A 22,917-nucleotide genomic window follows, 5' to 3' on the forward strand; every position below is an offset into this window, starting at 1 on the left:
TCCTTTTGATACGCTTTGACAGAAGTTTGTTCACTGAATGTATCACGTCAACAAACGAACGGTCATTTTCTTTCTTTAGTTCAATTTGAACGATGCCAGGAAAGCGTCCGTGGCGGCCGCTCCCTTGGCCGCGTCCGGCACCTCGATGCTGACCATGTAAAAATGCGTGCCGACCACCGCAAAGCGGGCCGCGCGCAGGCCGCCGCCCGGTGTGCCGATTTTGACCTGACGGCCTGTGGCGCCCTTGAGCAGGGTGGGCGTCGCTTCCATGAGCGTGCCATCCTTGGCCATCACCGAGCGCTGCATCGCGTCCATGACATCGAAGCGATTGTCGGGCATGCGGTCGTGATAGTCGATCGACTGCACCGTATAGACGTTGCCGCCAGCGGCCAGCTGGTACTGGTGCAGCTCGACCTCGCCCAATTGCTGGACCATGGCCGCCGGCAAGGCGACCTTCACGGGCACGCCGGGCAGCGCGACCGTAAATGGGTTGCCGGGCGGTGAAAACGGTACGCTGGCCTTGGCAGCAGCGGCGCTGCCGCGCGGGACGGGAAACGGCAGGCGGTTGTTGTACTTGCCCGAACTGGCCGCCCCAATCTGGCCGAACTGCAGCAGGATGAACAGCGTCGCGCCGACATTGACGAGCGTGGAGTTGGGGCCGGGCTGTTCGCCGTAGTCGTTCTCGCCATCGGTGCCGGGAATGAAGCAGTAAATGACCATCGACGCAATCCAGAAAACGACGAACAGCACGCCAAGCATGATCCAGTTTTGCAGCACGCCGCCGAGCAGCATCAGGGCGAAGGCGCCGGCCAGCCATTTGCCGCTCAGGTTCACGTCGTGCATGCGCAGCACCATCAGGCGCACCGAAAACCAGATGCAGGCCGGCACGCCGGCCACCAGCAAGGTCAGACCGAGCGCCTTGCTGGCCGGGACCAGCACCGCGGCAATGATGCCGACCACGGCCAGCGAGAGCATCACCGGAAACGAATAAGCGAGCACGCGCATGCGCCCCATGCGCCCGGCCAGCGAAAAGCCAAACATAGGCGGCGTTTCGGCCTCTTCCCAGTCGCCGCCAATGCCGCCCAGGCTGGCCGGCGGACTGTACACGCTGGCCGCGCTGGCATTCATGTCGACCCGGCCGAGCAGCCACTTCCACAGTGCGCGCTGCTCTTCAAATGCGCCGGCCGGCGCGCGCACGGTGATCGACGCGAGCACGCCGTCGGTCCAGATGCAGGCGACCAGATAGCGGCTCTCGCAGGCGTCGCCGGGAAAGGTGCCGGTAAATTCGGTCGCCATGCCCGTCACGCGGCCGCGCCAAAGTTCGCCTTCAAATGGGTAGGATTCGCCATCCTGGGTCAGGTATCGCATTTCCTGGCGCACCAGCGCCAGACGCATCTCGAGCCACTGCGCCATCGACAGGTTGGGGCGGTGAAAGCCGCTTGCCTCGACCGTGCAGGCGTGTTCGGTGCCGGTGAAGCGCAGGCCGGTGGCGGTGGCGCTCTCTTGCCAGCTGGCCGGCACAAAAAACTCGAGGCCGATTTTCGGCATCGTCACATTGCGCGGCTTGAGGGCGGCCACGTCCAGCACGCCGACCTGGTTGCGCGTGACGGGCGACGACTGCGGCGCTGCCTTGGCCAGCGTCAGGGGCGCTGCGGCCGGGGCCAGGGGCGCCAGGGTTGGAGCCGGAGCCGGAGCGGAATCCGGAGCTGAGGCCGGAGCCGGCAAACTACCTTGCTCGAGCGAAGGGAAGCTCGCCGCAGCCGGCTGCGCCTTTTCGGCGGCGCGCGCCCGGGCCGCTTCAATGCCTTTTCTGAGCCAGTCGACGCGGTCGCGGGCGATGGCAAAGACGCCTTCGCTGAGCGCAACCAGGATGCCCGCCTCGGCCTGCAAGCGGCGCACCACTTCGGCGCCCGACAAGGTCACCAGCGTATTGCCGCCGCCGACAACGAGACGCTCGCGCTGCTCTGAAATGCGGACCGCGATGTTGCCGTCGGCGTCGGCGTCTGCCAGCTGCAGCGTGAAGTTTTTCGGGTTGCCGTCGGCCGAGCGCACGATCGCCACAAAGAACCTGGTGTTGACAAATTTTTTCCACGCTTGCGTGGTGGAGCCTGCAGCCTGCGCCGCTGCCAGGACTTGTTCAAATGTTTCCGACGACATTACTTAACAACCTTCAATTATAGTTTTCAAATTGCAAAAAAAATACATGGCGATATTGCCATGTATTGAATAGCAATACAATCATAAAGTTGTTCGAAATTAATTTAGCAGCTGTCGGCCGCGCATGCCGCGCGGCGAGCCGGTCAACGTGTCAGTTGAGCTTGAAGGAATCGAGGAAAGCGTCGATCTCGGGCCCCGACTTCTGGCCATTGGCCGCCACCACCGCGACCATGCAAAATTTGCTGCCGCTAAAGGCAAAGCGCGCGGCGCGCACCGCCCCGTTGGCGAGTTGCACGCGCACTTCGCGCCCGGCCGCACTGCGCAGCGAGACCGGCCTGGCCTTGATCAGCGTGCCATCCTGGCCGACGATCGAGCGTTGCATGCCATCCATCGCCACGACCAGGTCGTCGGGCACGCGAGCGCCGTAATCGGTCGACTGCATGGTGTAGATGCGCTCGCCGATGGCCAGCTTGTACTGGTGCATGCGCAAGTCGCCCATCTGCTGGACCTGGTCGGGCGAGAGCTCCAGCTCTTCCGGCATGCCGGGCACATTGACGGTGAAGCTGTTGTCGACCGGGGAAAACGGTACGCCAGGGGCCAGTGGGGCGCTCGGCACCACGACGACAGGCGCGGCGGCAGGCGGCGGCACTGTCGCAGCGGGCGCGCGCGCGCTTGGCGCCATCTCGGTATCGGAGGCGCCTACACCGCCAAGCACCAGGTAAATGACGGCCGCGATGCCGACGGCGATCACGCTCAGCATGGCCGGCATGGAGGTGGCAAACGCGCGTGCGCCCGACGCACTCTTGCCGGCGGGCGCGGCGGCGCCATCGTTCCATTGCGACGGCTCAAAAAACTCCAGGCCCGTCTTGGCCTGCTTGGGCACATGCAACGCGGCCAGCGCTTCCAGGGAACGGCGCACCGGCGCTGGCGCCGGCACCGTAACCGGGGCAGCGCTGCCGACCAGCTGCGCTGCCTGGACCGACAACACCGGCAGCGGCGCGGCCGGAGCGGCCGCCTGCAAGCGCTTGCGGGTGGCCACGCGCGCCTGCGTCACTTGTATACCGCTTTGCAACCAAGCGACGCGCTTCCTGGACACCGTAAATACGCCGTCGCTCAATTCGACCAGGATGGCGCCCTGGTCGCCTAGCCGGCGCACGATATCGGCCCCGGAGACGGCGACTACGCCATCGCCCTGGTGCTGGTCGATCCGGTCGCGCACTTCGGCAATGATGACGACCGGCTTGCCGTCGCCCGGATTGCGTGACATCGACAGCAAAAAATTTTTCGGGTCATCATCCGGCGAGCGCAGGATGGCAACGAAAAACTTGGTCTTGATGAATTTCTTCCAGGCGGGCGTCAGCGATCCGGCAAGCTGCGCCGCCTTCAGAACCGGCTCGAACGTTTCAAGCAGCATGACTGTCAGCCTTCACAAAAGCGGGAAGGAATGGTTGCCGCCGCACCGGGCAACAGCGCGGCGGCGCAAGATTCAGGCGGCAACCTTCAAGTTACCGCGGCAACCGTCCATCAGGAACGACAATCCTACCACCAGCACCAGCTCGCCCTCGGCCGAGCGCGCCGTGCCGGTGATGCCGTCGACCGTGATGGCGGTCATCGGCTTGATCACCAGGTCGGCCGTGCCGTCGACCGCAGCGACCGCCAGGATGTAGGGCTGGGGCGCAGCGACCACGATGCCCACTTTCTCCAGGCATGCATCGTAGCCGAGCGCGCCGGCCAGCGAACGCACCGGCAGCGGACGGCCCTGGTCTTTCAAGACCGGGGCGCCGCCCACATTCATGAAGCTGTCGGGCAACTCTACCACGCGCTGGACGACAGCCATCGGCAGCGCCAGCATTGCGCCCGAGGTCGACACCAGCATCGTTGGCACGATCGACAATTCGATCGGCAATCGGATGGCAAACTTGGTGCCGTGCCCGAGCGAAGACTCGATATGGATCGCGCCGCGGTTTTTTTCGACCGCAGTCTTGACCACGTCCATGCCGACCCCGCGTCCGGAAACGGAGGACGCCACATCCTTGGTCGAAAAGCCCGGCAAGAATACCAACTGATAAGCTTCCTCGTCGCTTTGGGCGCCGGATTCGTTGATCAAACCCTTTTCGATGGCTTTTTTGCGCAGGCGCACCGGATCCATGCCCTTGCCGTCGTCTTGCAGCACGATCATCACGCTGTTGGCTTCTTGCCAGGCCTTGAGCGAAATGAAGGCCTTGGCCGGCTTGCCGGCCGCGAGCCGGTCTTCGGGCGACTCCACGCCATGGTCCAGCGCGTTGCGCAACATGTGCACCAAGGGATCGTACAGGCTGTCGACGACGACGCGGTCCACTTCCGTTTCCGCCCCTTCAATGGTCAATTCGACATCCTTGCCCAGGTCCTTGGCCAGCTCGCGCACCAGGCGCGGAAACTTCTGGAACAAGCGCCCTACCGGCTGCATGCGGGTCGCCAGTGTGGCGCGCTGCAGCTCGGCCGAATAGCGCGAGGCGCGCTCGAGCGTTTCGCTCAGCGTTGCCATCAGCGTGGCGGCCACGCCTTCAAACTTGAACTGCAGCAGGCGCTCTAACAGTACGGCCGCCTGATTGGCAGCTTGCACGGATTCGCCCGCCACTTCCAGCAGCGCGTCGAGCTTGACGGCGTCGACGCGGATGCTGTCTTCCTTGACGGGTGCCGAGGCGGCCCGGAATTCCTGGACCTTCTCGTCGCGACGCTCCTGGCCGTCCCAGCCGGCCGGCTTGGCTTGGGCCGCTGCCCCGGCGCTTGGGGCGTGAGCCGGCGCATGGGTTGACCCCGTAGTTGGACCCGTAGTTGGGCCGGTAGTTGAGCCGATAGTTGGGCCGCCGCTTGGCGCAGGCGCAGCGGATGCGGCAGCGTGCCTGTTGGCCGGAGTGTAGGTGCCCGGTGGCACCACCGCCATGAACATTGCTTCCCAGTCGAGGCCGTCAGCGCCGACCGAGGTGACCGGTAGTGCTTGCGCCACCGGCATTGCTGGCATCGCCGGCGTTGCCTGTTGGGCGGCCGGCAGCGGCGCCGCGGGTGCGGAAACGGTATTGCCTTCGATGGCGTTGACCAAAATGCGTTCCAGCGAATCGGGCATCGACGCCAGCTGCTCGGGCAAGGCGCCGTTCGACAGGTCGGTCAACTGGTCGGCCACGAAACCGGACGCCTGCAGCGCCGCCTCGATCGCGATCGGCGTTACCGGCGCGGCGCCCGTGCGCAAGGCGTCAAACAGGTTTTCGGTCAGGTGGCAAGCGGCCACCAGCGCCGGCAGGTTCATGAACCCGGCGCCGCCCTTAATGGTATGGAAAGAGCGGAACACCGCGTTCAGCGTTTCCTTGTTGTTCGGGTCACGCTCGAGGCGCAGCAAGTGCTCTTCTACGTTGACTGCAAGATCCATCGCCTCGACGACGAAATCCTTGAGCATATCGTCCATTAGAATCCCAGATCAGCTAAAAGATCGTCAACATTGTCCTGGTCGAGCGCCACCGACGGCAGCGCGGGACCTTGCATCAGGGCAGGCTTGGCTTGCAATTTGTCGCGTACGGCCGGTGGTGCATTGTCGCGCAGCAGCTGGGCCAGTTCGTGCTCGACCGTCTTGGTGATCGTGACCACCTTCTTGATCAGCTGGCCGGTGATGTCCTGGAAGTCCTGGGCCATCATGATGTCGAGCAAACGCGCTTTTTCGGCCTCGGTCGCTTCCGTCACCGCTTGCGCAAAGGAGCGCGCATCGCCCGCCAGGGTCTTGAATTCGTCAATGCTCAGCTTGCCGGCAAACAGGTCGGCCCAGCGCGCTTCCATCGCTTTCGACTTTTTCGACAGCACGTCCTGGGCCGGCATGCCTTCGTCGAGCGTGTTGAGCACTTTGTTGGCGGCCTGTTCGGTCAGGCTGGCGACGTATTCCAGGCGGTCCTGGGCGTCGGTGATCTGGCTCGACGCTTCATTGAGCGCCTTGTCGTAGCCCAGTTCGCGCAGCGAATCGTGCAGCAGGCGCACAATGCCGCCCAGGCGCTCGAACATCGGCTTGTCGGCGGCGTTGACCTCGGCGCCGTCGGCGTGCGCGGCCGATTCAGCTGCGACAGCAGGTTCGGCTGCAGCCGGTGTCGGGGCGGGCGCGGAAGGCGCCACGGCCACCAGTTGCGGATGGGCAGCGGCGACCTGGTCAAACAGGGCGTCCATGTCATCTTCGGCGCTGGCGGGCGCGGCGGCCGGTTGCGCTGCAATTGCGGTATCTCGTTGCGCAGACACTTCATCGAACAGTGCGTCGAAATCATCAGCGGCGTCGGTCATATCCCTGCTTCTCCATAATATTAAATGTCGCGGTGGTCCAGAATGATTTGTGCCTTGCGAGTTTTTGGCAGAGCATGACCCGTGGCAACTTTTTGCCGCGTTCATGCGAGTGTAGCAGTGCTATGCGGCTGCGGTAAATCACTGTGCGGTCCCGGCCCCCTAATCAGGTCAGAAACTTGTGAGCACGACAAGCAAAATGTGTCTTTGCGGTCAAAATGGCGTCAACATCTGTTGTATTTCGTAATCGTACCATCGCGACGTCGGGAATTTTGGCGCGCCTGAGTAATAAATTTCGCCCCTGCACGCGCTGTTTCTCAAGACGGAGTTTGATCCGTATCAAACGTTTGCGCTCTATCAATAGTCAGAAACCCTGGAAAACGGGAAAATGTACCTAAACTCTGGGAGAAATGCAGCATGTACCAAAAAATTCTGATTACCACGGATGGCTCGGCAGTCTCGCGTCACACCGCGTGCGCGGGGGTGGAGTTTGCCCGCCAGATGGGCGCGCAGGTGCTGGTGCTGTATGTGGCGCCTTCGTACCAGTACCCCGTGTATGTCGAGATCGTGCCGCCGGCCTATCCCAGCGAGGAAGACTACATAGCCCACATGCGCCGCGTGGGCGACGAGCACACGGGCGCGGTGGTGCAGGCGGCGCGCAAGGCCGGCCTGGTTGCCGACGCCATGACGGCGTTCGCCGATTCGGCCGGCCTCAAGATCGACGAGATTGCCGACAGCGAACGCTGCGACCTGATCTTCATTGGTTCGCACGGGCGTAGCGGCTGGGGACAGCTGTTGCTCGGCAGCGTCACCAACAAGGTCCTCTCGCACACGACCAAACCGGTGCTGGTGCACCGCTTGATCAGCGAACCGGGCAGCTAAGCGGGCAGCTAGCGGGCAGCTAAGCGGGCAGCTAGCGGGCAGCTAAGCGGGCAGCTTGGCGTCATAACTGTTGCGTTGCTGCCAATTCCACCGTAGGCTACGGGTGTACTTACATTTTTACAAGTTAGTAACTAACAACCGGTAATAATCGGATACTCCACACTGCCAGATTGCCCACTTATGATACGAATAGTAGTTGCCGACGACCACACGATCATGCGCGAAGGCCTCAAACGCATTCTCGACGGCGCACTCGATATCGACATCGTGGGCGAAGCCACCAATGGGTTCGAAGTGCTCTCGCACGTGCGCCAGGGCGGCTTCGACCTGCTGCTGCTGGACTTGTCGATGCCCGGGCGCAGCGGCGTCGACCTGATTCGCCAGATCAAGAGCGAAGCGCCCAAGCTGGCCATCCTGATCCTCACCATGCACGAGGAAGAGCAATACGCGGTGCGCGCGATCCGCGCCGGCGCCCAGGGCTACCTGACCAAGGAGAGCGCGGGCACGCAACTGGTGGGCGCGATCCGCAAGGTCGCCTCCGGGCGCCCGTACATCAGCACCGAAGTGGCCGAACAGCTTGCGCTGAACATCATGACGCCCAACGAGCAACTATTGCACAAGCAATTGTCCGACCGCGAATTCGAAGTTTTCTCCCTGCTCGTGGGCGGCAAGTCGATCACCGAAATCGCCAACGGCCTGCACTTGTCCGTCAAGACGGTCAGCACCCACAAGACGCGCATCATGCAAAAAATGGGCATGACCTCGCTGTCCGAAATGGTCCAGTACGCAGTGGCGCACCGTTTGCTTTCCCCATTTCGTTCATGAAGCAAAGCGAAGATTTTTAGACAACATCCGTGCAATTTCGTGCGGACAAACGTCAATCGAATGCTTTCGCCAGGTATTTGCCAAGCGTTTTTCCGCCACGCCGTTCCGCCCCCTCCCCCTATGACAATGCCAACGTTTGTTAGGATTCATCCTACAAAGGCCCGCCATATCCTACTCCCAGATTCAGCCGTCGCTGATATCAATACCGGACTCGAGTTGGCATACTAAATCCAACGATTCGGGCTTTCCTGCGGTTCACTTTCAACGACGCAAGCTATCCCAGCCGTGCTGTTCCATCACTTTCAAAGCTCCGGTCGCGGCATCACAGATCGTTGTTTTAGCCCGTGATTGCCGCAGCTTGAACCTAAAAGTTTTTTCACCTGGAGATGAGCATGCTGTCCACGCCAACGTCAGATAACCGTACCAACCCCTCGTCGACCCTGCATTCCTCACCCATGGAAGCCGGTCGCCAGCGTCAAGGCCGCCTCTGGTCCAACCTCAAGGAAGTGTGCGACTTGCTGCACATTACCGCCGCCGTGTCCGTTAACAGCGAAGAATTGCTGTTCCAGCATGTGCAGTTCAAGACGGGGCAGCGCGTGCACACCATCGGCCAAGCCTTCGATACGCTGTACATCGTCAACTCGGGCTTTCTCAAAACCGTCCTGATCGACGAATTCGGCAACGAGCAGGTGCTCAGCTTTCCCATGAAGGGCGACATGCTCGGCGTCGACGGCATTCACACCCGTCATTACGCCTCGGAAGCGGTCGCGCTGTCCGATTGCGACTTGATCTTGCTGCCATTCAAAAAACTGACCGCGCTCGGCCGCGTGCACCTGGAACTGGAAAACGTCATGTACGGCGTCATGAGCCGCGAACTGGTGCGCGAACAAGCCATGATCGGCATGCTCGGCGCCCTGTCGGCCGAAGCGCGCGTGGCCCGTTTCCTGGTCTCGCTGGCCGACCGTTTCGCTGCCATGGGTTACTCGAGCAAGCTGTTCAACCTGCGCATGACCCGTCACGAAATCGGCAGCTACCTGGGCTTGACGCTAGAAACGGTGAGCCGCACGCTGTCGGCTTTTAACGAAATCGGCCTGATCACCGTCGACCAGCGCACCATCGGCATCAAGGACGCCGAAGCGCTCAAGACGCTGCGTCGCCTGCCGCCTTCCCGTTCGCGCGCCAAGGCAACGGCGAATGCCGCCGCCAAGGCCAAGGCCGAGGCCGAAGCGGCAGCCGGCAACGACCAGTCACTGGCAACGACGATTTGACCCCAGTGCTCAAACAAAAACGGCGCCCCAAAGGGCGCCGTTTTTTATTCAAGCGACAGAATTGGCAGATCGCGCTTAGCCCGGATCGCGGGCCAGTACGCCGTTGTTAACCTTGACCTTTTCGCCTACGCGCAGACCAGGGTCCTGCTCATACGTCACCGTCTGGGTACCGGCATTGGCGAAACGGACCACGACTTCGTAATGCTGGGTACGCTTGGCATTACGCTCGATGTTGCGGCCGATATACGCGCCGCCCAGTGCGCCGGCGATTTGCGCCGCCGTTTTGCCTTTGCCGTCGCCGATCTGGCTGCCGATTGCCGCGCCGATCACACCGCCGCCGATGGTGCCGAGGTAGCTGCCGTCGCCATCCACCTGCACCACGTTGACCGTTTCAACCACCGCGCAATTGCCGCAATAGCGCGGCACGGCCGTGACCGTCATCGGCGTCGTGCTTGCCAGCAGCAGAGGCTTGTTCAGCTTGCTTGTCGCGACACGGTTGCCGACGCGCAAATTGGCCGTCACGACACTGTTCGACGCGATGCGGTCGGTGCGGCGGATGATGTATTCGCCGGCATACTCGCCCGGCTTAACTTCCGGCAAGAAGAACACGCCCTTGGCGCCTTCGATCGCCATGTCGACCTTGGCGCCCGGGGTGCCGTAGACCATGAAGTTCAGTTCATTACCCGGCGTGAGCTGGGTGTCGCCGCGCACGTCGAAACGCTCGATGCGCGGGGCGCCGTCATTGGTGGCGTACTGGCCGCGGTCGTTGCGGCGCTCGCCAGGGCCGCGCTGGACCGACTCAGCCAGCACGCCGCTGGTGACAAGATTACCCACGCGCAGGTTGGCCGTGACCTGGCTGTCGGCCGTAATGCGGTCGCGGCTGCTGATGGTGTAGGTGCCTTCGTATTCGCCCGGATCCACTTCGGTCAGGTTCAGATTGCGCGTAGCGCCCTTGATGTTCAGGCTGGCGCGCCCGCCGGGCGTGCCGTACAGCTTGAAGCTAAGTTCGGCGCCCGGCACCAGGCGGCGCACTTCGTCGACTTCAAAGCCGCGGATGCGCGGCGCGCTCACGGTGGTGGCAGTCTGGTATTGCTGCGCTTGCGCAGGCGCGCTGACGAGCGAGATGGAAAACATCGGAACAACGGCCATCAGCCCGGTGAATAGTTTTTGTGAGGTTTTGATGATGCTCTCCTTGAAAGGTTAAACGGCGGTGCCGGATCTTTCCGACTCTCAACAGTAAGGTACGCTGCGCATGCATACACGTCAGTACGTTAGCGTACAGAGTGCACGGCCTCGCCTGAGCTGACATAAACGTGCTCACCGGCACTTGGGTTGACCGGGTGGCCGCCGGTAAAGGCGCCGAACGATGGCAGGATCATGCGCGTCGGGCCTGCCAGAAAACAGGGCAGTCGCAGTGAATCGAGCCGGCTCGACAGGATATACACCGGATGCACGTGCCCGGCCAGCACATAGCCGGGCGCGGCAATGTCCGGGTGGTGGCAAAAGGAAAAAGCGCCCACCGTGTGCGGCTCGTCGGCCATGTCGATGGCGAGCGCGGCGGCCGGATCGCCGGCGCGCAAATCGTGGTTGCCGCGCACCAGCGTCAGCCGCAGCTTGCTGTTGCGCTGGCGCCACGCCAGCATGGCGGCCAACGTTGCCGGCGCGTGCGCCGCCCTGGCGTGCAAAAAGTCACCCAGGAAGACAATTTCCACGGTGTCATGTTCGGCCATCAGCGCATCGAGCGCTTCCAGGTTCTGGGTGGTGGTGCCGCGCGGAACCGGCACGCCCTGCGCCCGAAACGACGCCGCCTTGCCAAAGTGGATATCGGCGATCACCAGCATTTTGCGTGCCGGCCAGTACAGCGCTTTTTCCGGCAGCAGCAGCACGGGTTCGCCCGCCAGCACAATCTCGCGTCCATTCAAGGCGTGGCCGCCTTTTCCAGCTCGCGCAGCATGCGGCTGACGCGGTCCGACAGTTTTTCGGTGGTCAGCTTTTCGCGGAAGCGTTCCACCATCAGCGCAAAGCCGAAGGGCGTGGCGCGCAGCACGGCGCAATGCGCCACGGCGCGGCCATGCAGTTCGGTCAAGGTGTCGCGCAGGCGCGTCAGTTCGAGTTCCTGCTCCATCACTTCGCGCTGCGCTTGCGTGAGCAGCAGGTTGCCCGCGTCGTGCTTGCGAAAGACTTCAAAAAACAGCGACGACGAGGCCTGTACCTGGCGCGCGCTTTTCGGCTGGCCCGGATAGCCCTGGAACACCAGCCCGGCGATGCGCGCCACTTCCCGAAAGCGCTGCTGCGACAACTGCGTCGCGTTCAAGCTTTCCAGCACATCTTCCAGCAGAGCCTCGGTGGAAAAAAGCGCCACGCCCGCACCGGTGGGCGCATTGAACACGCGTTCCCAGGCCACCGGTTCCCCCGCCAGCAGCTCGAAACCATAGTCGTTGATCGCGATCGAAAACGTGATCGGCTGCGTGCGCCCGATCCGGTAAGCGAACAAGGACGCCAGGCCCATGTGCACCGAGCGCCCCGCGAATGGATAGACGAACAGATGATAGCCCTCGCGGCTTTTCATGCTCTCGACCACCAGCGTGTCGATGGTGGGCAGGGCCGACCAGCGCTGCTGGATCTCGAGCAGCGGCTTGATGGCCTGCATTTCGGGTCCCGCAAAGATGCCCAGTGCGGCCTGGCGCAACTGTTCGAGCGCGGCGTGCGCAAGCTCGGACGACATCGGCATCTTGGCGCCCTGCCAGCGCGACACCGCCCCGCGCGCCCCGCTGGCGCGCTTGACGAAGGCGGTCATCTCGTGGACCCGGATAAATTCAAGGATGCGCCCTCCGAACAGGAAATGGTCGCCCGCCTTCAAGCGCGAAATGAACGACTCCTCCACGCTGCCGATGCGCCCCCCGCTCATGTACTTCACCTGCACGCTCGAGTCGGACACGATGGTGCCGATGCCCATGCGGTGGCGCCGGCCAAGCGCAATGCTCGGCACCCGGTACACGCCCTCTTCGTCGGCGACCACGCGCTGGTATTCCGGATAGGCGACCAGGCTCTGGCCGCCGCGCACGACAAAGTCGAGCGCCCACTGCCATTCTTCCCAACTCAGGTGGCGGTACGACCAGGCGCTGCACACTTCCTTGTACAGCGCATGCGCGTCGAAGCCCCCGCCCAGCGCCACCGTCACCAGGTGCTGCACCAGCACGTCGAACGGCTTGTTGGGCACCAGGCGCGCCTCGATGCGGCGCGTGGCAACCGCTTGCCGGGCGCCGGCCGCCTCCAGGATTTCAAGGCTGTGGGTGGGCACCAGCGTCACGCGCGAGACGCGCCCCGGCGCGTGGCCGCTGCGCCCGGCGCGCTGCAGCAAGCGCGCAATGCCCTTGGCGCTGCCGATCTGCAGCACCCGCTCGACCGGCAAAAAGTCCACGCCCAAGTCCAGGCTGGCAGTGCACACCACTGCCTTCAGTTCGCCCTTTTTAAGTCCTGCCTCCACCCATTCGCGCACCTCCCGGTCGAGCGAGCCGTGATGCAGCGCGATCAGGCCGGCCCAGTCGGGGCGCGCCTCCAGGATGTTCTGGTACCACAACTCGGACTGCGAGCGCGTATTGGTAAACACCAGCGTGGCGTTGTAGGCCTCGATCTCGGCGATCACCGGCTGCAGCATCGCGATGCCCAGGTGCCCGCCCCACGGAAAGCGCGACACATTGGCGGGAATGAGCGAGTCGACCCGGATCTCCTTGCGCAGGTCGCCCTCCACCAGCACGCCCTGGCCAACGCCGAGCAGCACATCCTGCGCCTGCGCCAGGTTGCCCATCGTGGCCGAGAGGCCCCATACAACCAGCTCCGGGCGCCAGTGGCGCAGGCGCGCCAGCGCCAGCTGCACCTGCACGCCGCGCTTGCTGCCCATCAGCTCATGCCACTCGTCGATGATGATCATGTCCAGCTGTGCAAACTGCACCGCCGCCGTGGCATGGCTAAGCAGCAGCGACAGGCTTTCGGGCGTGGTGATCAGCGCCGAAGGCCAGGCTTTGGACTGGCGCGCGCGCTCGGCGGAGGTGGTGTCGCCGGTGCGTGCACCGATCGTCCAGCCGGGCGCCAGGTCTTTGGCGGACGCTTCGAGCGCGCGCTGGGTGTCGGCCGCCAGCGCGCGCATGGGCGTGATCCACAGCACGCGCAAGCCACTCGACTTTTTCTGCTTGACGAGCGCACCGCGCAGCAGCGCCGCAAACCACACGGCGTAGGTCTTGCCGGCGCCGGTATTGGCGTGCAGCAGGCCCGATTTGCCCGCCACGGCCGCCTTCCACACGGCGCGCTGGAACGGGAACACTTTCCAGGCGCGCGTGGCGAACCAGGCGTCGACCGCTTGCCCCATCACCGACTTGCTCATGCGCCGGCAGCGGCCAGCAGGCCCTTGAGCGTGTCAAGCGTATCAGCCTGGGCGACGGTCTTGTCGTCGCGGCGGCGCAAGATGCGCGGAAAGCGCACGGCAATGCCAGCCTTGTGCCGCGTCGAGAGCTGGATGCCTTCAAAACCAATTTCGAACACCATGGTCGGCTTGACCGAGCGCACCGGTCCGAATTTTTCAATCGTCGTCTTGCGAATCGCATTGTCGACAACCTTGATCTCGGCGTCGGTCAGCCCTGAATACGCCTTTGCGAACGGCACCAGCTTCAGTTCGCCGGTTTCATCGGCATCCCACACCGCGAACGTGTAATCGGTGTACAGCGAAGCGCGCCGCCCGTGCCCGGCCTGGGCGTAAATCAGCACTGCGTCAATCGCGTACGGCTCGACTTTCCACTTCCACCAGGTGCCCACATTCTTGGTGCGGCCTACCCCATACTGCGCGCTCACGGCCTTGACCATCAGGCCCTCCACGCCGCGGGCGCGCGACTCGGTGCGGATGGCTTCGAGCTCGCTCCAGCTGGCCGCGCCAATCAACGGGGACAGGCGCAGCTGTGGCCTGGCTGCTCCCTTGACCAGCGCTTCGAGCAGCACGCGCCGCTCGTGCTGAGGCAGCGCGCGCAAGTCCACGCCCTCTTCCTCGAGCAAGTCGTAGGCGACCAGCACGGCGGGCAGTTCGCTCAGCATCTTGGCCGAAATCGTCTTGCGCCCGATGCGCTTTTGCAGGTCCGCAAATGGCGCAGGGGTATCGGTATCGGTCCAGATCAGCACTTCGCCGTCGATCACCGTCCCTTCCGGCAGCGCCAGCGCAGCCAGCTCCGCAAAGCGCTCGGTGATCAAGTCTTCGCCGCGCGACCACAGATAGTTCTGCCCGCCGCGCCGCACCAGTTGCGCGCGGATGCCGTCGTACTTCCACTCCACCTGCCAGTCCTTCAGGTCCCCCAGCGCACCCGGCTCGCCCTGCAGTTGGTGGGCCAGGAAAAAAGGATACGGCTGGCCGCCGCGCAGCTGGTGTTCCTGGTCCGACTGTTGCGCGATCAGTTGCAGAAAGCCCGCGGCGGTGGGGCGCACGCTGCCGTCGGTCCAGCCCATCAGGCGCTGGGCAATGACTTTGCTGTCCACCGCCGCCACTGCCGACAGCGCGCGCGTGACGAGCAGCTTGGACACGCCGACCCGAAAGCCGCCCCCGATCAGCTTGACCAGCAGGAAGCGCTCGCGCCAGTCCAGTTCATCCCAAAAGCCGAACAGCGCGCTGCGGATCGTCGCCGGATCAGCGCCGCGCAAGGGGCCGATGCGCTCCTGCATCCACTCGGCCAGGCCGATATCGCTGCGCCTGGTGGGCGGCGGCAGGATGTGGGCAGTGGTTTCGGCCAGGTCGCCCACGGCGTTGTACGACTCGTCGAACAGCCATTCGTCGAGCTGCGCGTACTCGACCGCGAACTGGCGCAGCAGTTTGGACGGCACTGCCTGGCGCGGCTTGCCGCCGGCCAGGAAGTACACGGCCCACGCCGCGTTCTCCGGGGCGGCGCTGCCGAAGTAGCCTTGCAGCGCTTCGAGCTTGCGGTTGGTGGCGGTGGTCTCGTCCAGTTCCGTGTAGAGGCGGGCAAATTCACGCATCGTTTTCCTCGGCGGCGGGGACCGCGGTGGCGGGCACGGCGGCCACGGCGGGCACGACAATCTCGCCGGCCGCGCCGTTCTGGTCCTCATCCTCGTCGCCGTACTCGGTGTCGAAACCACTCGCGTCCAGCCCTACCTGGCGCAGCCAGCGCACCATGATGGGAATCGAGCCGTGGGTGACAATCACGCGCGGCGCCCCGGTGGCGCGAATCGCGCTCATCAAGCCGGGCCAGTCCGCATGGTCCGACAGGATAAAGCCGCGGTCCACGCCGCGCCGGCGGCGCGCGCCGCGCAGCTGCATCCAGCCGCTGGCAAAGGCGTCGGAATAGTCCCCAAAGCGCTTCATCCAGGTGCTGCCCCCGGCGGACGGAGGTGCAATGACGATGGACCGTTTGATGTCGGCTTTCTCGACCGCCGTCACCATCACGGTGGGCGGCAAGGCCACGCCGGCCTCGCGGTACACGCGGTTGAGCGGCTCGGCCGCGCCATGGCAAATGATGGGGCCGATTGACGGATCAAGGCCCGACAGAATGCGCTGCGCCTTGCCAAAGGCGTACGCAAAAATGACGCTGCAGCGTCCCTCGGCCGCGTTCTTGCGCCACCAGGCGTTGATGTCGTCGAAAATCTCCTGCTCCGGCTGCCAGCGGTAAATCGGCAAACCGAAGGTCGATTCGGTGATGAAGGTGTCGCAGCGCACCGGTTCGAACGGCACGCAGGTGCGGTCCGGCTCCACCTTGTAGTCGCCCGAGGCTACCCACACTTCGCCGCGGTGTTCCATGCGCACCTGGGCCGAGCCGAGCACGTGGCCGGCCGGATGCAGCGAAATTTTCACGCCATTGTGCTCCACCGTCGCCCCGTACTCGAGGCCATCGATATGGATCTCGCCCAGGCGCGAGCGCAGCACGCCCACGCCGCTGGCGGCCGACAGGTAATGGCCGTGCCCCACGCGCGCATGGTCGCCGTGCGCGTGTGTGATCACCGCGCGCTCGACCGGGCGCCACGGATCGATGTAGAACTGCCCCGGAACGCAGTACAAGCCTTCCTTGCGAACGACGACCATGTCTGCCATGCGCTGCTCCTTATGCCAGGGTGACAAAGTCAGCCAGGAGGGTCCTGGTGCTCTGGTCGGGAAAGCTGATGGTGACCTGGTCGGCAGCCACGCTCATGACGGTGCCTTCGTCAAACTTGGGCACCTTGACGCGCGCGCCAGGTTCGAACAAAGGCGCGCTCTCCCTCTCTTTGGCGCAGGTGTCGAATTCATCGTCGCGGATTTCGATCTCGGCAACCGCCGGCGGGTTGAGGCAATTGTCGCACTTGCAGCACTTCTCGAAGCCGTCGACTTCATCGTTGAAGTAATCGAGCAGCACCTTCCAGCGGCAAAAGCCGCTCACCGCGTACGACACCATCTGCTCGAGCGCGGTGCGGTCGCGCTCCTGCTTTTGCGCGTACAGGCCGGCCAGTTCCTCGAACAGCGCGGCGCCCGGCTCGGCCGAGGAGACGAGATATTCACGCTTGCGGTTCTGGCGCAGCAGCTTGCCGTCCTTGAGGAGCTTCAGGCAAACCTTCAGCTTGCTCGACGCCAGCTCGTCCACCGCCGCCTCGATGGCGGCCGAAGTCAACTTGCCTTCGCCGGCCATGCCGCGCACCAGCTCGTAAATCATTTTCAGGTCGTTCGAGCTTGGGTAATGCTTCACCAGGAAAAACTGCTGCAAGCGCTTGTCATCCCGGAAGTACAGCAGCGTGCAGTTGGCGTCGTCGCCATCGCGCCCGGCGCGGCCGGACTCCTGGTAATACGCTTCCAGGTTGGCCGGCAGCTGCAGGTGGATCACGAAGCGCGTATCGGGCTTGTCGATGCCCATGCCAAACGCGGTGGTGGCGACCATGACGCGCTTTTCGCCCACCATGAACAGGTCCTGATTGGTTTTGCGTTCGCCCGCGGCCAGCTTGCCATGGTAGATGGTAACGCTTTCGCCGGCAGCTTCGAGCAGGGCGAGCATTTCTTCGGCCGCCTTGACGGTGGCGGCGTAGACGATGCCCACGCCGCGTGCGCCTTGCACCAGTTCGCGCGCGCGCGCATAGCGCTCGTCGTTGTTCATGACCTGGACGACGCCGTAGTGCAAGTTGGGCCGATAGATCCCCGTATTGACCACGTGCAGGTGCGTCCGGCCCAGCTGCTTGCCGATGTCTTCCACCACGTCGTCGGTGGCGGTGGCGGTCAGCGCGAGCACGGGCGGCTTGCCCAGGGCATCGATGGAGGCGGCCATCTCAAGGTAGGCCGGACGGAAATCGTGGCCCCAGTGCGAGATGCAGTGCGCCTCGTCGATGACGACCAGCGCGATCTTCACTTGGCGCAGCACGGCGAGAAAATCCGGGTTCGACAGCCGCTCCGGGGTGCAGAACACGATTTCGTGGAAGGTGCTGCGGATGCCTTCGAGCGCCGCTTCTTCTTCCTCGCGATTCAGGCTGCTGTTGACCTGGGCGGCGCGAATGCCCAACGATTCGCGCTTTTCCAGCTGGTCTTTCATCAGCGAAATGAGCGGCGACACGACGACGGTGGTGCCGTCGAGCATGCGCGCCGGAATCTGGTAGCACAGCGACTTGCCGCTGCCAGTTGGCATGATGGCCAGCGTATCCTTGCCGTCCAGGACGCTGTCGATGACTTGCTGCTGGCCGTCGCGCAATTTTTCTACGCCAAATACACCACGCAAGAGCTTGTTGATTTTGTTGCGCCGGGCGGCGCGCGCACCATGATTCATAAGGAGAGGATTTAGTGTCGTCATACCCAACTGTAAGGCGCGCAATTGGACCGCGCCATAGGACGCAGCCTACATTTCACGTAGGAGCTTAGCATCATTGATAGGTGCAAGCCAACGTCCTACATGGTGCCGGACGGTTCGCCGATACGTGACAGGCACAACAGTGTTTAAGATCCAGTCATATTATCAAAAACAATGCACCAACCGCTCCCGAAGGACACCCATCATGCGCATATTTCCACTTACCTGGGCCGCTCTCCACCTTGGCTTGGCCAGCGCCGCCACTTACCTGCTCATCTCGTCGGACATTCTGACGGGCGCTGCCCTCATCATGATTCACTGATTCATTGATTCATTGATTCATTGATTCATTGATTCATTGATTCATTGATTCATTGATTCATTGATTCATTGATCCGTAGTATAGAGCTATTGAAACCGTAATTGCATTCGATGTTTTCAACGGTGCTCATTGTCGGCACCAAACAGCCGGCCCGTCAGCTTTTTCTGGCGAGAAATGTGGACAGGTAGGGGGCGGTACGGCTGCGTGCCGACTTCGCCAGCTGGTGCGGGGGAGCGCTGGCCACCACGGCGCCGCCGGCATCACCGGCGCCCGGACCGATATCGATCACCCAGTCACTCGCCGCCACCACGCGCATATTGTGTTCCACCGCGATCACGCTGTTGCCCGCTTCGACCAGGCGGTTGAGCTGCACCAGCAGCCGGTCGACGTCGGCCGGATGCAGGCCCGTCGTCGGTTCGTCCAGGATGTAGAGCATGTTCCCGCGCGCGGCGCGCTGCAGTTCGGTCGCCAGCTTGATGCGCTGCGCTTCGCCGCCCGACAATTCCGTGGCCGGTTGCCCAAGACGCAGGTAGCCCAGTCCCACGTCGCGCAAGACGTCAAGCGAGCGAAAAATGGGCGCTTCCTCTTCAAAAAAAGCCGCGGCGGCGTCAACTGTCATGCCCAGCACCTCGGCGATATTCTTGTCGCGGTACGTCACTTCCAGCGTCCTGGCGTTATAGCGCGCACCCGCGCAGGTCGGGCACGGCGCATACACGCTGGGCAAAAACAGCAGTTCGACCATTACCTGGCCTTCACCTTGGCACTGCTCGCAGCGGCCCTTGGCGACATTGAACGAAAAACGCCCTGCATCGTAGCGCCGCGCACGCGCCATGCTGGTCGCTGCAAATAGTTTGCGCACGTGGTCGAACAGCCCCGTGTAAGTGGCCAGGTTGGAGCGCGGCGTGCGTCCGATGGGTTTCTGGTCGACCCGCACCAGGCGCTTGATGTGCGCCATGCCGTCCACGATCCGCCCTTCGGTGGGAATGGCGGCATCCTGTTCCAGCGCTTCGCCCTCCTGCGCGTCGGGCACTGCTTCGGGCCAGCCTTCCTGCCCCAGTTCTGCGCACACCAGCTCGACCAGCACCTGCGAAACCAGCGTCGACTTGCCCGAACCGGACACGCCGGTGACGCTGGCCAGCACGCCGAGCGGCAGGTCGACATCAAGGCCGTGCAGGTTGTTGCGCGTGACGCCTTCGAGCCTGAGCCAGGCGCTTGGCACGCGCGGCGTGCGCGCCGGCATGCGCTGCTCGCCGAACAGGTAGCGCCGCGTGTGCGACTGCTGCACCTGTTTCAAGCCGGCCAGCGGCCCGCTGTAAAGGATATGCCCGCCCTGCTCGCCCGCGTCCGGGCCGACGTCCACAATCCAGTCCGCGTGCGCGATTACATCCAGCGCATGCTCGACGACAAACAGCGAATTACCCGACGCTTTCAGTTGCGCCAGCGCCGTCAACAGCGCCTCGGTATCGGCCGGATGCAGCCCGGCCGACGGCTCATCGAGCACATAGACCACGCCGAACAGGTTCGAGCGCACTTGCGTGGCCAGGCGCAGGCGCTGCAATTCGCCGGGCGAGAGCGTGGGCGTGCTGCGTTCGAGCGCGAGGTAGCCCAGTCCCAGCGCCAGCAGCACGTCCAGGCGCGCGACCAGGTCTTCGGCGATGCGGCGCATGACGATCAGTTGTTCCGGGTGGGTGCGCGCGTCCTTCGGCAAACGGCAGCAGCAGCGTATGCAGGCGCGCCAGCGGCAGGCGCGAGATGTCGGCGATATCCATGCCGCCAAAGGTGACGGACAGCGACTCCCGGCGCAGGCGCTTGCCGCGGCATAGCGGGCACTCGGCGCTGACCATGTAGCGCGCCACGCGCTTTTTCATCGAGGCGCTTTCGGTGCCGGCGAACGTGTGCAGCACATAGCGCTGGGCGCCCGTGAAGGTGCCCTGGTAGCTGGGCGCATCCTTGCGTTTTAGCGCGGCGCGCGCCTCTGGCGGCGTCAAGCCCGCGTACACCGGCACGGTGGGCTGTTCATCGGTGAACAAGATCCAGTTGCGTACTTTTTTCGGCAGCTCGCGCCAGGGCGTATCGACCTCGATCCCGAGCGTAACGAGGATGTCGCGCAAATTCTGGCCATGCCAGGCCGTGGGCCAGGCGGCAACGGCCCGTTCGCGGATAGTCAGCGTATCGTCCGGCACCATCGACTGTTCCGTCACTGTATAGACGCGGCCCAGGCCATGGCATTGCTGGCACGCGCCTTCCGGGGTGTTGGGTGAAAACGATTCGGCATACAGCAGCGCCAGGCCGCGCGGGTAGGTCCCGGCGCGCGAGTACAGCATGCGCAGCGAATTGGACAGGGTGCTCACGCTGCCGACCGACGAGCGGGTGGTGCTCGCGCCGCGCTGCTGCTGCAGCGCAACTGCCGGCGGCAAGCCGCTGATGTCGTCCACTTCCGGCACCGGCATCTGGTGAAACAGGCGCCGCGCGTAGGGCGAGACCGATTCCAGGTAGCGCCGCTGCGCTTCGGCGTACAAGGTGCCGAAGGCGAGCGACGACTTGCCCGAGCCGGACACGCCGGTGAAGACGACCAACGCGTCGCGCGGAATGTCGAGCGTGACGTTTTTGAGATTATGTTCGCGCGCGCCGCGTACCTGGACAAAGCCGGGGCGCACGGGCGGTGACGGGGCCGCGGAGGAAGCAGGTTTTCGCATACCGTATTACAACCCGGGCGGCCCGCCGCTACCGTTCGGTGCCTCACCGAAACGGCAGTCCTGCCGACAAAGCAACAAAAGTTAGAATAATCCTGTAAATCAGCAAACCTTGCGCATGGTACGCTGGGCAACCTCGCATTTTGGAAGCTTATTTTGGAAGCCCCAGCCATGACCCAGCTCCACACCATTCCCGTCCAGGCGGGCGCGCCAGCCGTCGCCGAAGCCTCACCCGCGCAGATGGCGGCGGTGTTCGACGCGCAGCACGAGACCGCGCTGCGCTGGCGCGAGTCGGACGCGCGCCAGCGTATCGAGCGCATCAAGCGCCTGCGCGAGGCTATGATGGCCAAACGCGAGCAATTCTACGACGCTTTCGCCCAAGATTACCGCAAGGCGCCGGCCGAAGTCGAAGCGTCCGAATTCTTGCCGGTGATGGAAGAAATTCGCCATGTGCTGGGCCAGCTCAAGCGCTGGATGAAGCCGACCAGAATGTGGCCGACCACGACCATGCTGGGCACGTCGGCCTGGGTCCAGTACCAGCCGCGCGGACGCGTGTTGATCATCGCACCGTGGAATTACCCGCTCAGCCTGTGCTTTGGCCCGCTGGTGTCGGCGCTAGCGGCGGGCAACACCGCGATCATCAAACCGTCCGAAATGACGCCGGCCGTGTCGCGTTTGATGGCGAGCATCATCGCCGACGTATTTCCCAGCAATGAAGTGGCGTTGTTCGAAGGCAGCCTGCCCACCTCGAGCGCGCTGCTGGCGATGCCCTTCGACCATATCTTCTTTACCGGTTCGCCGGCGGTGGGCAAGATCGTCATGGCGGCGGCGGCCAAGCACTTGACCAGCGTTACGCTGGAGCTGGGCGGCAAATCGCCCACCATCATCGACGAGACGGCCAACCTGAAGCTGGCGGCCGAAACGGTCATGTGGGGCAAGTTCATCAACAACGGCCAGACCTGTGTCGCGCCCGACTACCTGTACGTGCACGCCTCGGTGAAAACGGCATTCATCGAGGAATGCAAAAAAGTCCTGGCCGCGCGTTATGGCAGCGGCGCCGCTGCGCAAAAAGCCAGTGTCGACCTGACGCGCATCGTCAACCGGCGCCATGCCGAGCGCGTGGCGCACCTGCTGTCCGATGCACTGGCCAAAGGCGCCGTGGTGCATGCCGGCGGCGACGTCGATACCGCGACCTGCTGGATCGCGCCCACCCTGCTCGACAACATCGCTCCCGGCAGCGCCATCCTCGAAGAAGAAATATTCGGGCCGCTGTTGCCGATCATGGCATACAGCGACCTTGACCACGTGCTAGCCTCCATCAACGCGGGGCAAAAGCCGCTCGCGCTGTACATCTGGAGCCGCAACCAGAAGCACATCGACAAAGTTTTGCTGCGCACCAGTTCCGGCGGCGCCTGCGTGAACCACTGCGTGGCCCAGTTCGCGCACGGCAACCTGCCCTTTGGCGGCGTCAACAATTCCGGCATCGGCAACGGCCACGGCATTTACGGCTTCAAGGCGTTCTCGCACGAGCGCGGCGTCCTGCGCTCCTCCCCGCTGATGCTGATCAAGCTGTTTTTCCCGCCTTACACCGCCAAGCGCCTGTACCTGATCCGCAAAACAGTCGACATGCTGCGCCTGCCCATGCTCTAAGCGAAAAATAATGAGAAAAACCGCCGGGCTTGTGGCCCGGC

General features: G+C 63.6%; 14 protein-coding genes and 1 pseudogene. 4 read left to right on the forward strand and 11 right to left on the reverse strand.

What is annotated here, in order from left to right; translation table 11 throughout:
* Nucleotides 1–75 precede the first annotated feature (75 nt).
* From ACP7D4_RS14980 to ACP7D4_RS14995, 4 genes are all read right to left on the reverse strand, one after another.
* Nucleotides 76–2,157: a DUF805 domain-containing protein gene (locus ACP7D4_RS14980; protein ID WP_426209853.1), complete on the reverse strand. Its 2,082-nt coding sequence runs from the start codon at nucleotides 2,155–2,157 to the stop codon at nucleotides 76–78.
* A 151-nt stretch (nucleotides 2,158–2,308) separates the two neighbouring features.
* Nucleotides 2,309–3,571 (reverse strand): hypothetical protein, encoded by a 1,263-nt coding sequence (locus ACP7D4_RS14985; protein WP_426209855.1) that lies wholly within the window; start codon nucleotides 3,569–3,571, stop codon nucleotides 2,309–2,311.
* Nucleotides 3,572–3,643: 72 nt separating this feature from the next.
* Nucleotides 3,644–5,596, reverse strand: coding sequence for a chemotaxis protein CheA (locus tag ACP7D4_RS14990; RefSeq protein ID WP_426209857.1), 1,953 nt, complete (start codon nucleotides 5,594–5,596; stop codon nucleotides 3,644–3,646).
* Nucleotides 5,596–6,450, reverse strand: a complete 855-nt coding sequence (locus ACP7D4_RS14995; RefSeq protein ID WP_426105018.1) for a protein phosphatase CheZ — start codon at nucleotides 6,448–6,450, stop codon at nucleotides 5,596–5,598. Before ACP7D4_RS14995 ends, ACP7D4_RS14990 begins: the two co-directional genes overlap by 1 nt.
* 414 nt (nucleotides 6,451–6,864) lie before the next feature.
* Here ACP7D4_RS14995 and ACP7D4_RS15000 point away from each other — a divergent pair, with 414 nt between their 5' ends.
* The 3 genes from ACP7D4_RS15000 (at nucleotide 6,865) to ACP7D4_RS15010 (ending at nucleotide 9,422) form a co-directional block, all read left to right on the forward strand.
* Nucleotides 6,865–7,329, forward strand: a complete 465-nt coding sequence (locus ACP7D4_RS15000; RefSeq protein WP_426105017.1) for a universal stress protein — start codon at nucleotides 6,865–6,867, stop codon at nucleotides 7,327–7,329.
* 180 nt (nucleotides 7,330–7,509) lie between these two features.
* On the forward strand, nucleotides 7,510–8,154 hold the full coding sequence (locus tag ACP7D4_RS15005; protein WP_426105015.1) for a response regulator: 645 nt from the start codon (nucleotides 7,510–7,512) through the stop codon (nucleotides 8,152–8,154).
* A 455-nt stretch (nucleotides 8,155–8,609) separates the two neighbouring features.
* On the forward strand, nucleotides 8,610–9,422 hold the full coding sequence (locus ACP7D4_RS15010; protein WP_426105093.1) for a Crp/Fnr family transcriptional regulator: 813 nt from the start codon (nucleotides 8,610–8,612) through the stop codon (nucleotides 9,420–9,422).
* Between the two features lie 75 nt (nucleotides 9,423–9,497).
* Here ACP7D4_RS15010 and ACP7D4_RS15015 read toward each other — a convergent pair whose 3' ends face one another.
* From ACP7D4_RS15015 to ACP7D4_RS15045, 7 genes and pseudogenes are all read right to left on the reverse strand, one after another.
* A complete protein-coding gene (locus tag ACP7D4_RS15015) occupies nucleotides 9,498–10,571 on the reverse strand; it encodes a glycine zipper 2TM domain-containing protein (RefSeq protein ID WP_426209859.1) in 1,074 nt (357 codons plus the stop codon).
* A gap of 122 nt (nucleotides 10,572–10,693) precedes the next feature.
* The gene (gene pdeM / locus ACP7D4_RS15020) at nucleotides 10,694–11,344 is read right to left on the reverse strand and encodes a ligase-associated DNA damage response endonuclease PdeM (protein ID WP_426105011.1); all 651 of its coding nucleotides are present in this window, start codon (nucleotides 11,342–11,344) and stop codon (nucleotides 10,694–10,696) included.
* On the reverse strand, nucleotides 11,341–13,803 hold the full coding sequence (locus ACP7D4_RS15025; RefSeq protein WP_426105009.1) for a ligase-associated DNA damage response DEXH box helicase: 2,463 nt from the start codon (nucleotides 13,801–13,803) through the stop codon (nucleotides 11,341–11,343). Before ACP7D4_RS15025 ends, pdeM begins: the two co-directional genes overlap by 4 nt.
* Complete coding sequence (locus ACP7D4_RS15030; protein ID WP_426209861.1) at nucleotides 13,800–15,434, reverse strand: ATP-dependent DNA ligase; 1,635 nt, start codon at nucleotides 15,432–15,434, stop codon at nucleotides 13,800–13,802. Before ACP7D4_RS15030 ends, ACP7D4_RS15025 begins: the two co-directional genes overlap by 4 nt.
* Nucleotides 15,427–16,503 (reverse strand): ligase-associated DNA damage response exonuclease, encoded by a 1,077-nt coding sequence (locus ACP7D4_RS15035; protein ID WP_426105006.1) that lies wholly within the window; start codon nucleotides 16,501–16,503, stop codon nucleotides 15,427–15,429. Before ACP7D4_RS15035 ends, ACP7D4_RS15030 begins: the two co-directional genes overlap by 8 nt.
* Nucleotides 16,504–16,513: 10 nt before the next feature.
* A complete protein-coding gene (locus ACP7D4_RS15040; RefSeq protein WP_426209862.1) occupies nucleotides 16,514–18,190 on the reverse strand; it encodes a RecQ family ATP-dependent DNA helicase in 1,677 nt (558 codons plus the stop codon).
* Nucleotides 18,191–18,687: 497 nt separating this feature from the next.
* Nucleotides 18,688–21,229 (reverse strand): annotated as a pseudogene (locus ACP7D4_RS15045) (excinuclease ABC subunit A).
* Between the two features lie 168 nt (nucleotides 21,230–21,397).
* On the opposite strand from ACP7D4_RS15045, the gene ACP7D4_RS15050 reads away from it, so the two are divergent.
* Nucleotides 21,398–22,876, forward strand: a complete 1,479-nt coding sequence (locus ACP7D4_RS15050; RefSeq protein ID WP_426209863.1) for an aldehyde dehydrogenase family protein — start codon at nucleotides 21,398–21,400, stop codon at nucleotides 22,874–22,876.
* Nucleotides 22,877–22,917: the final 41 nt, after the last annotated feature.

The sequence above is a fragment of the Massilia sp. TWP1-3-3 genome (assembly GCF_049897805.1).
In the GTDB taxonomy this organism is placed as follows: domain Bacteria; phylum Pseudomonadota; class Gammaproteobacteria; order Burkholderiales; family Burkholderiaceae_D; genus Telluria_A.

Coding starts and splice junctions, on each gene's coding strand:
- ACP7D4_RS14980 (WP_426209853.1), bottom strand. CDS start 2,157: ATGTCGTCGGAAACATTTGAACAAGTCCTGGCAGCGGCGCAGGCTGCA.
- ACP7D4_RS14985 (WP_426209855.1), bottom strand. CDS start 3,571: ATGCTGCTTGAAACGTTCGAGCCGGTTCTGAAGGCGGCGCAGCTTGCC.
- ACP7D4_RS14990 (WP_426209857.1), bottom strand. CDS start 5,596: ATGGACGATATGCTCAAGGATTTCGTCGTCGAGGCGATGGATCTTGCA.
- ACP7D4_RS14995 (WP_426105018.1), bottom strand. CDS start 6,450: ATGACCGACGCCGCTGATGATTTCGACGCACTGTTCGATGAAGTGTCT.
- ACP7D4_RS15000 (WP_426105017.1), top strand. CDS start 6,865: ATGTACCAAAAAATTCTGATTACCACGGATGGCTCGGCAGTCTCGCGT.
- ACP7D4_RS15005 (WP_426105015.1), top strand. CDS start 7,510: ATGATACGAATAGTAGTTGCCGACGACCACACGATCATGCGCGAAGGC.
- ACP7D4_RS15010 (WP_426105093.1), top strand. CDS start 8,610: ATGGAAGCCGGTCGCCAGCGTCAAGGCCGCCTCTGGTCCAACCTCAAG.
- ACP7D4_RS15015 (WP_426209859.1), bottom strand. CDS start 10,571: ATGGCCGTTGTTCCGATGTTTTCCATCTCGCTCGTCAGCGCGCCTGCG.
- ACP7D4_RS15025 (WP_426105009.1), bottom strand. CDS start 13,803: ATGAGCAAGTCGGTGATGGGGCAAGCGGTCGACGCCTGGTTCGCCACG.
- ACP7D4_RS15030 (WP_426209861.1), bottom strand. CDS start 15,434: ATGCGTGAATTTGCCCGCCTCTACACGGAACTGGACGAGACCACCGCC.
- ACP7D4_RS15035 (WP_426105006.1), bottom strand. CDS start 16,503: ATGGCAGACATGGTCGTCGTTCGCAAGGAAGGCTTGTACTGCGTTCCG.
- ACP7D4_RS15040 (WP_426209862.1), bottom strand. CDS start 18,190: ATGAATCATGGTGCGCGCGCCGCCCGGCGCAACAAAATCAACAAGCTC.
- ACP7D4_RS15050 (WP_426209863.1), top strand. CDS start 21,398: ATGACCCAGCTCCACACCATTCCCGTCCAGGCGGGCGCGCCAGCCGTC.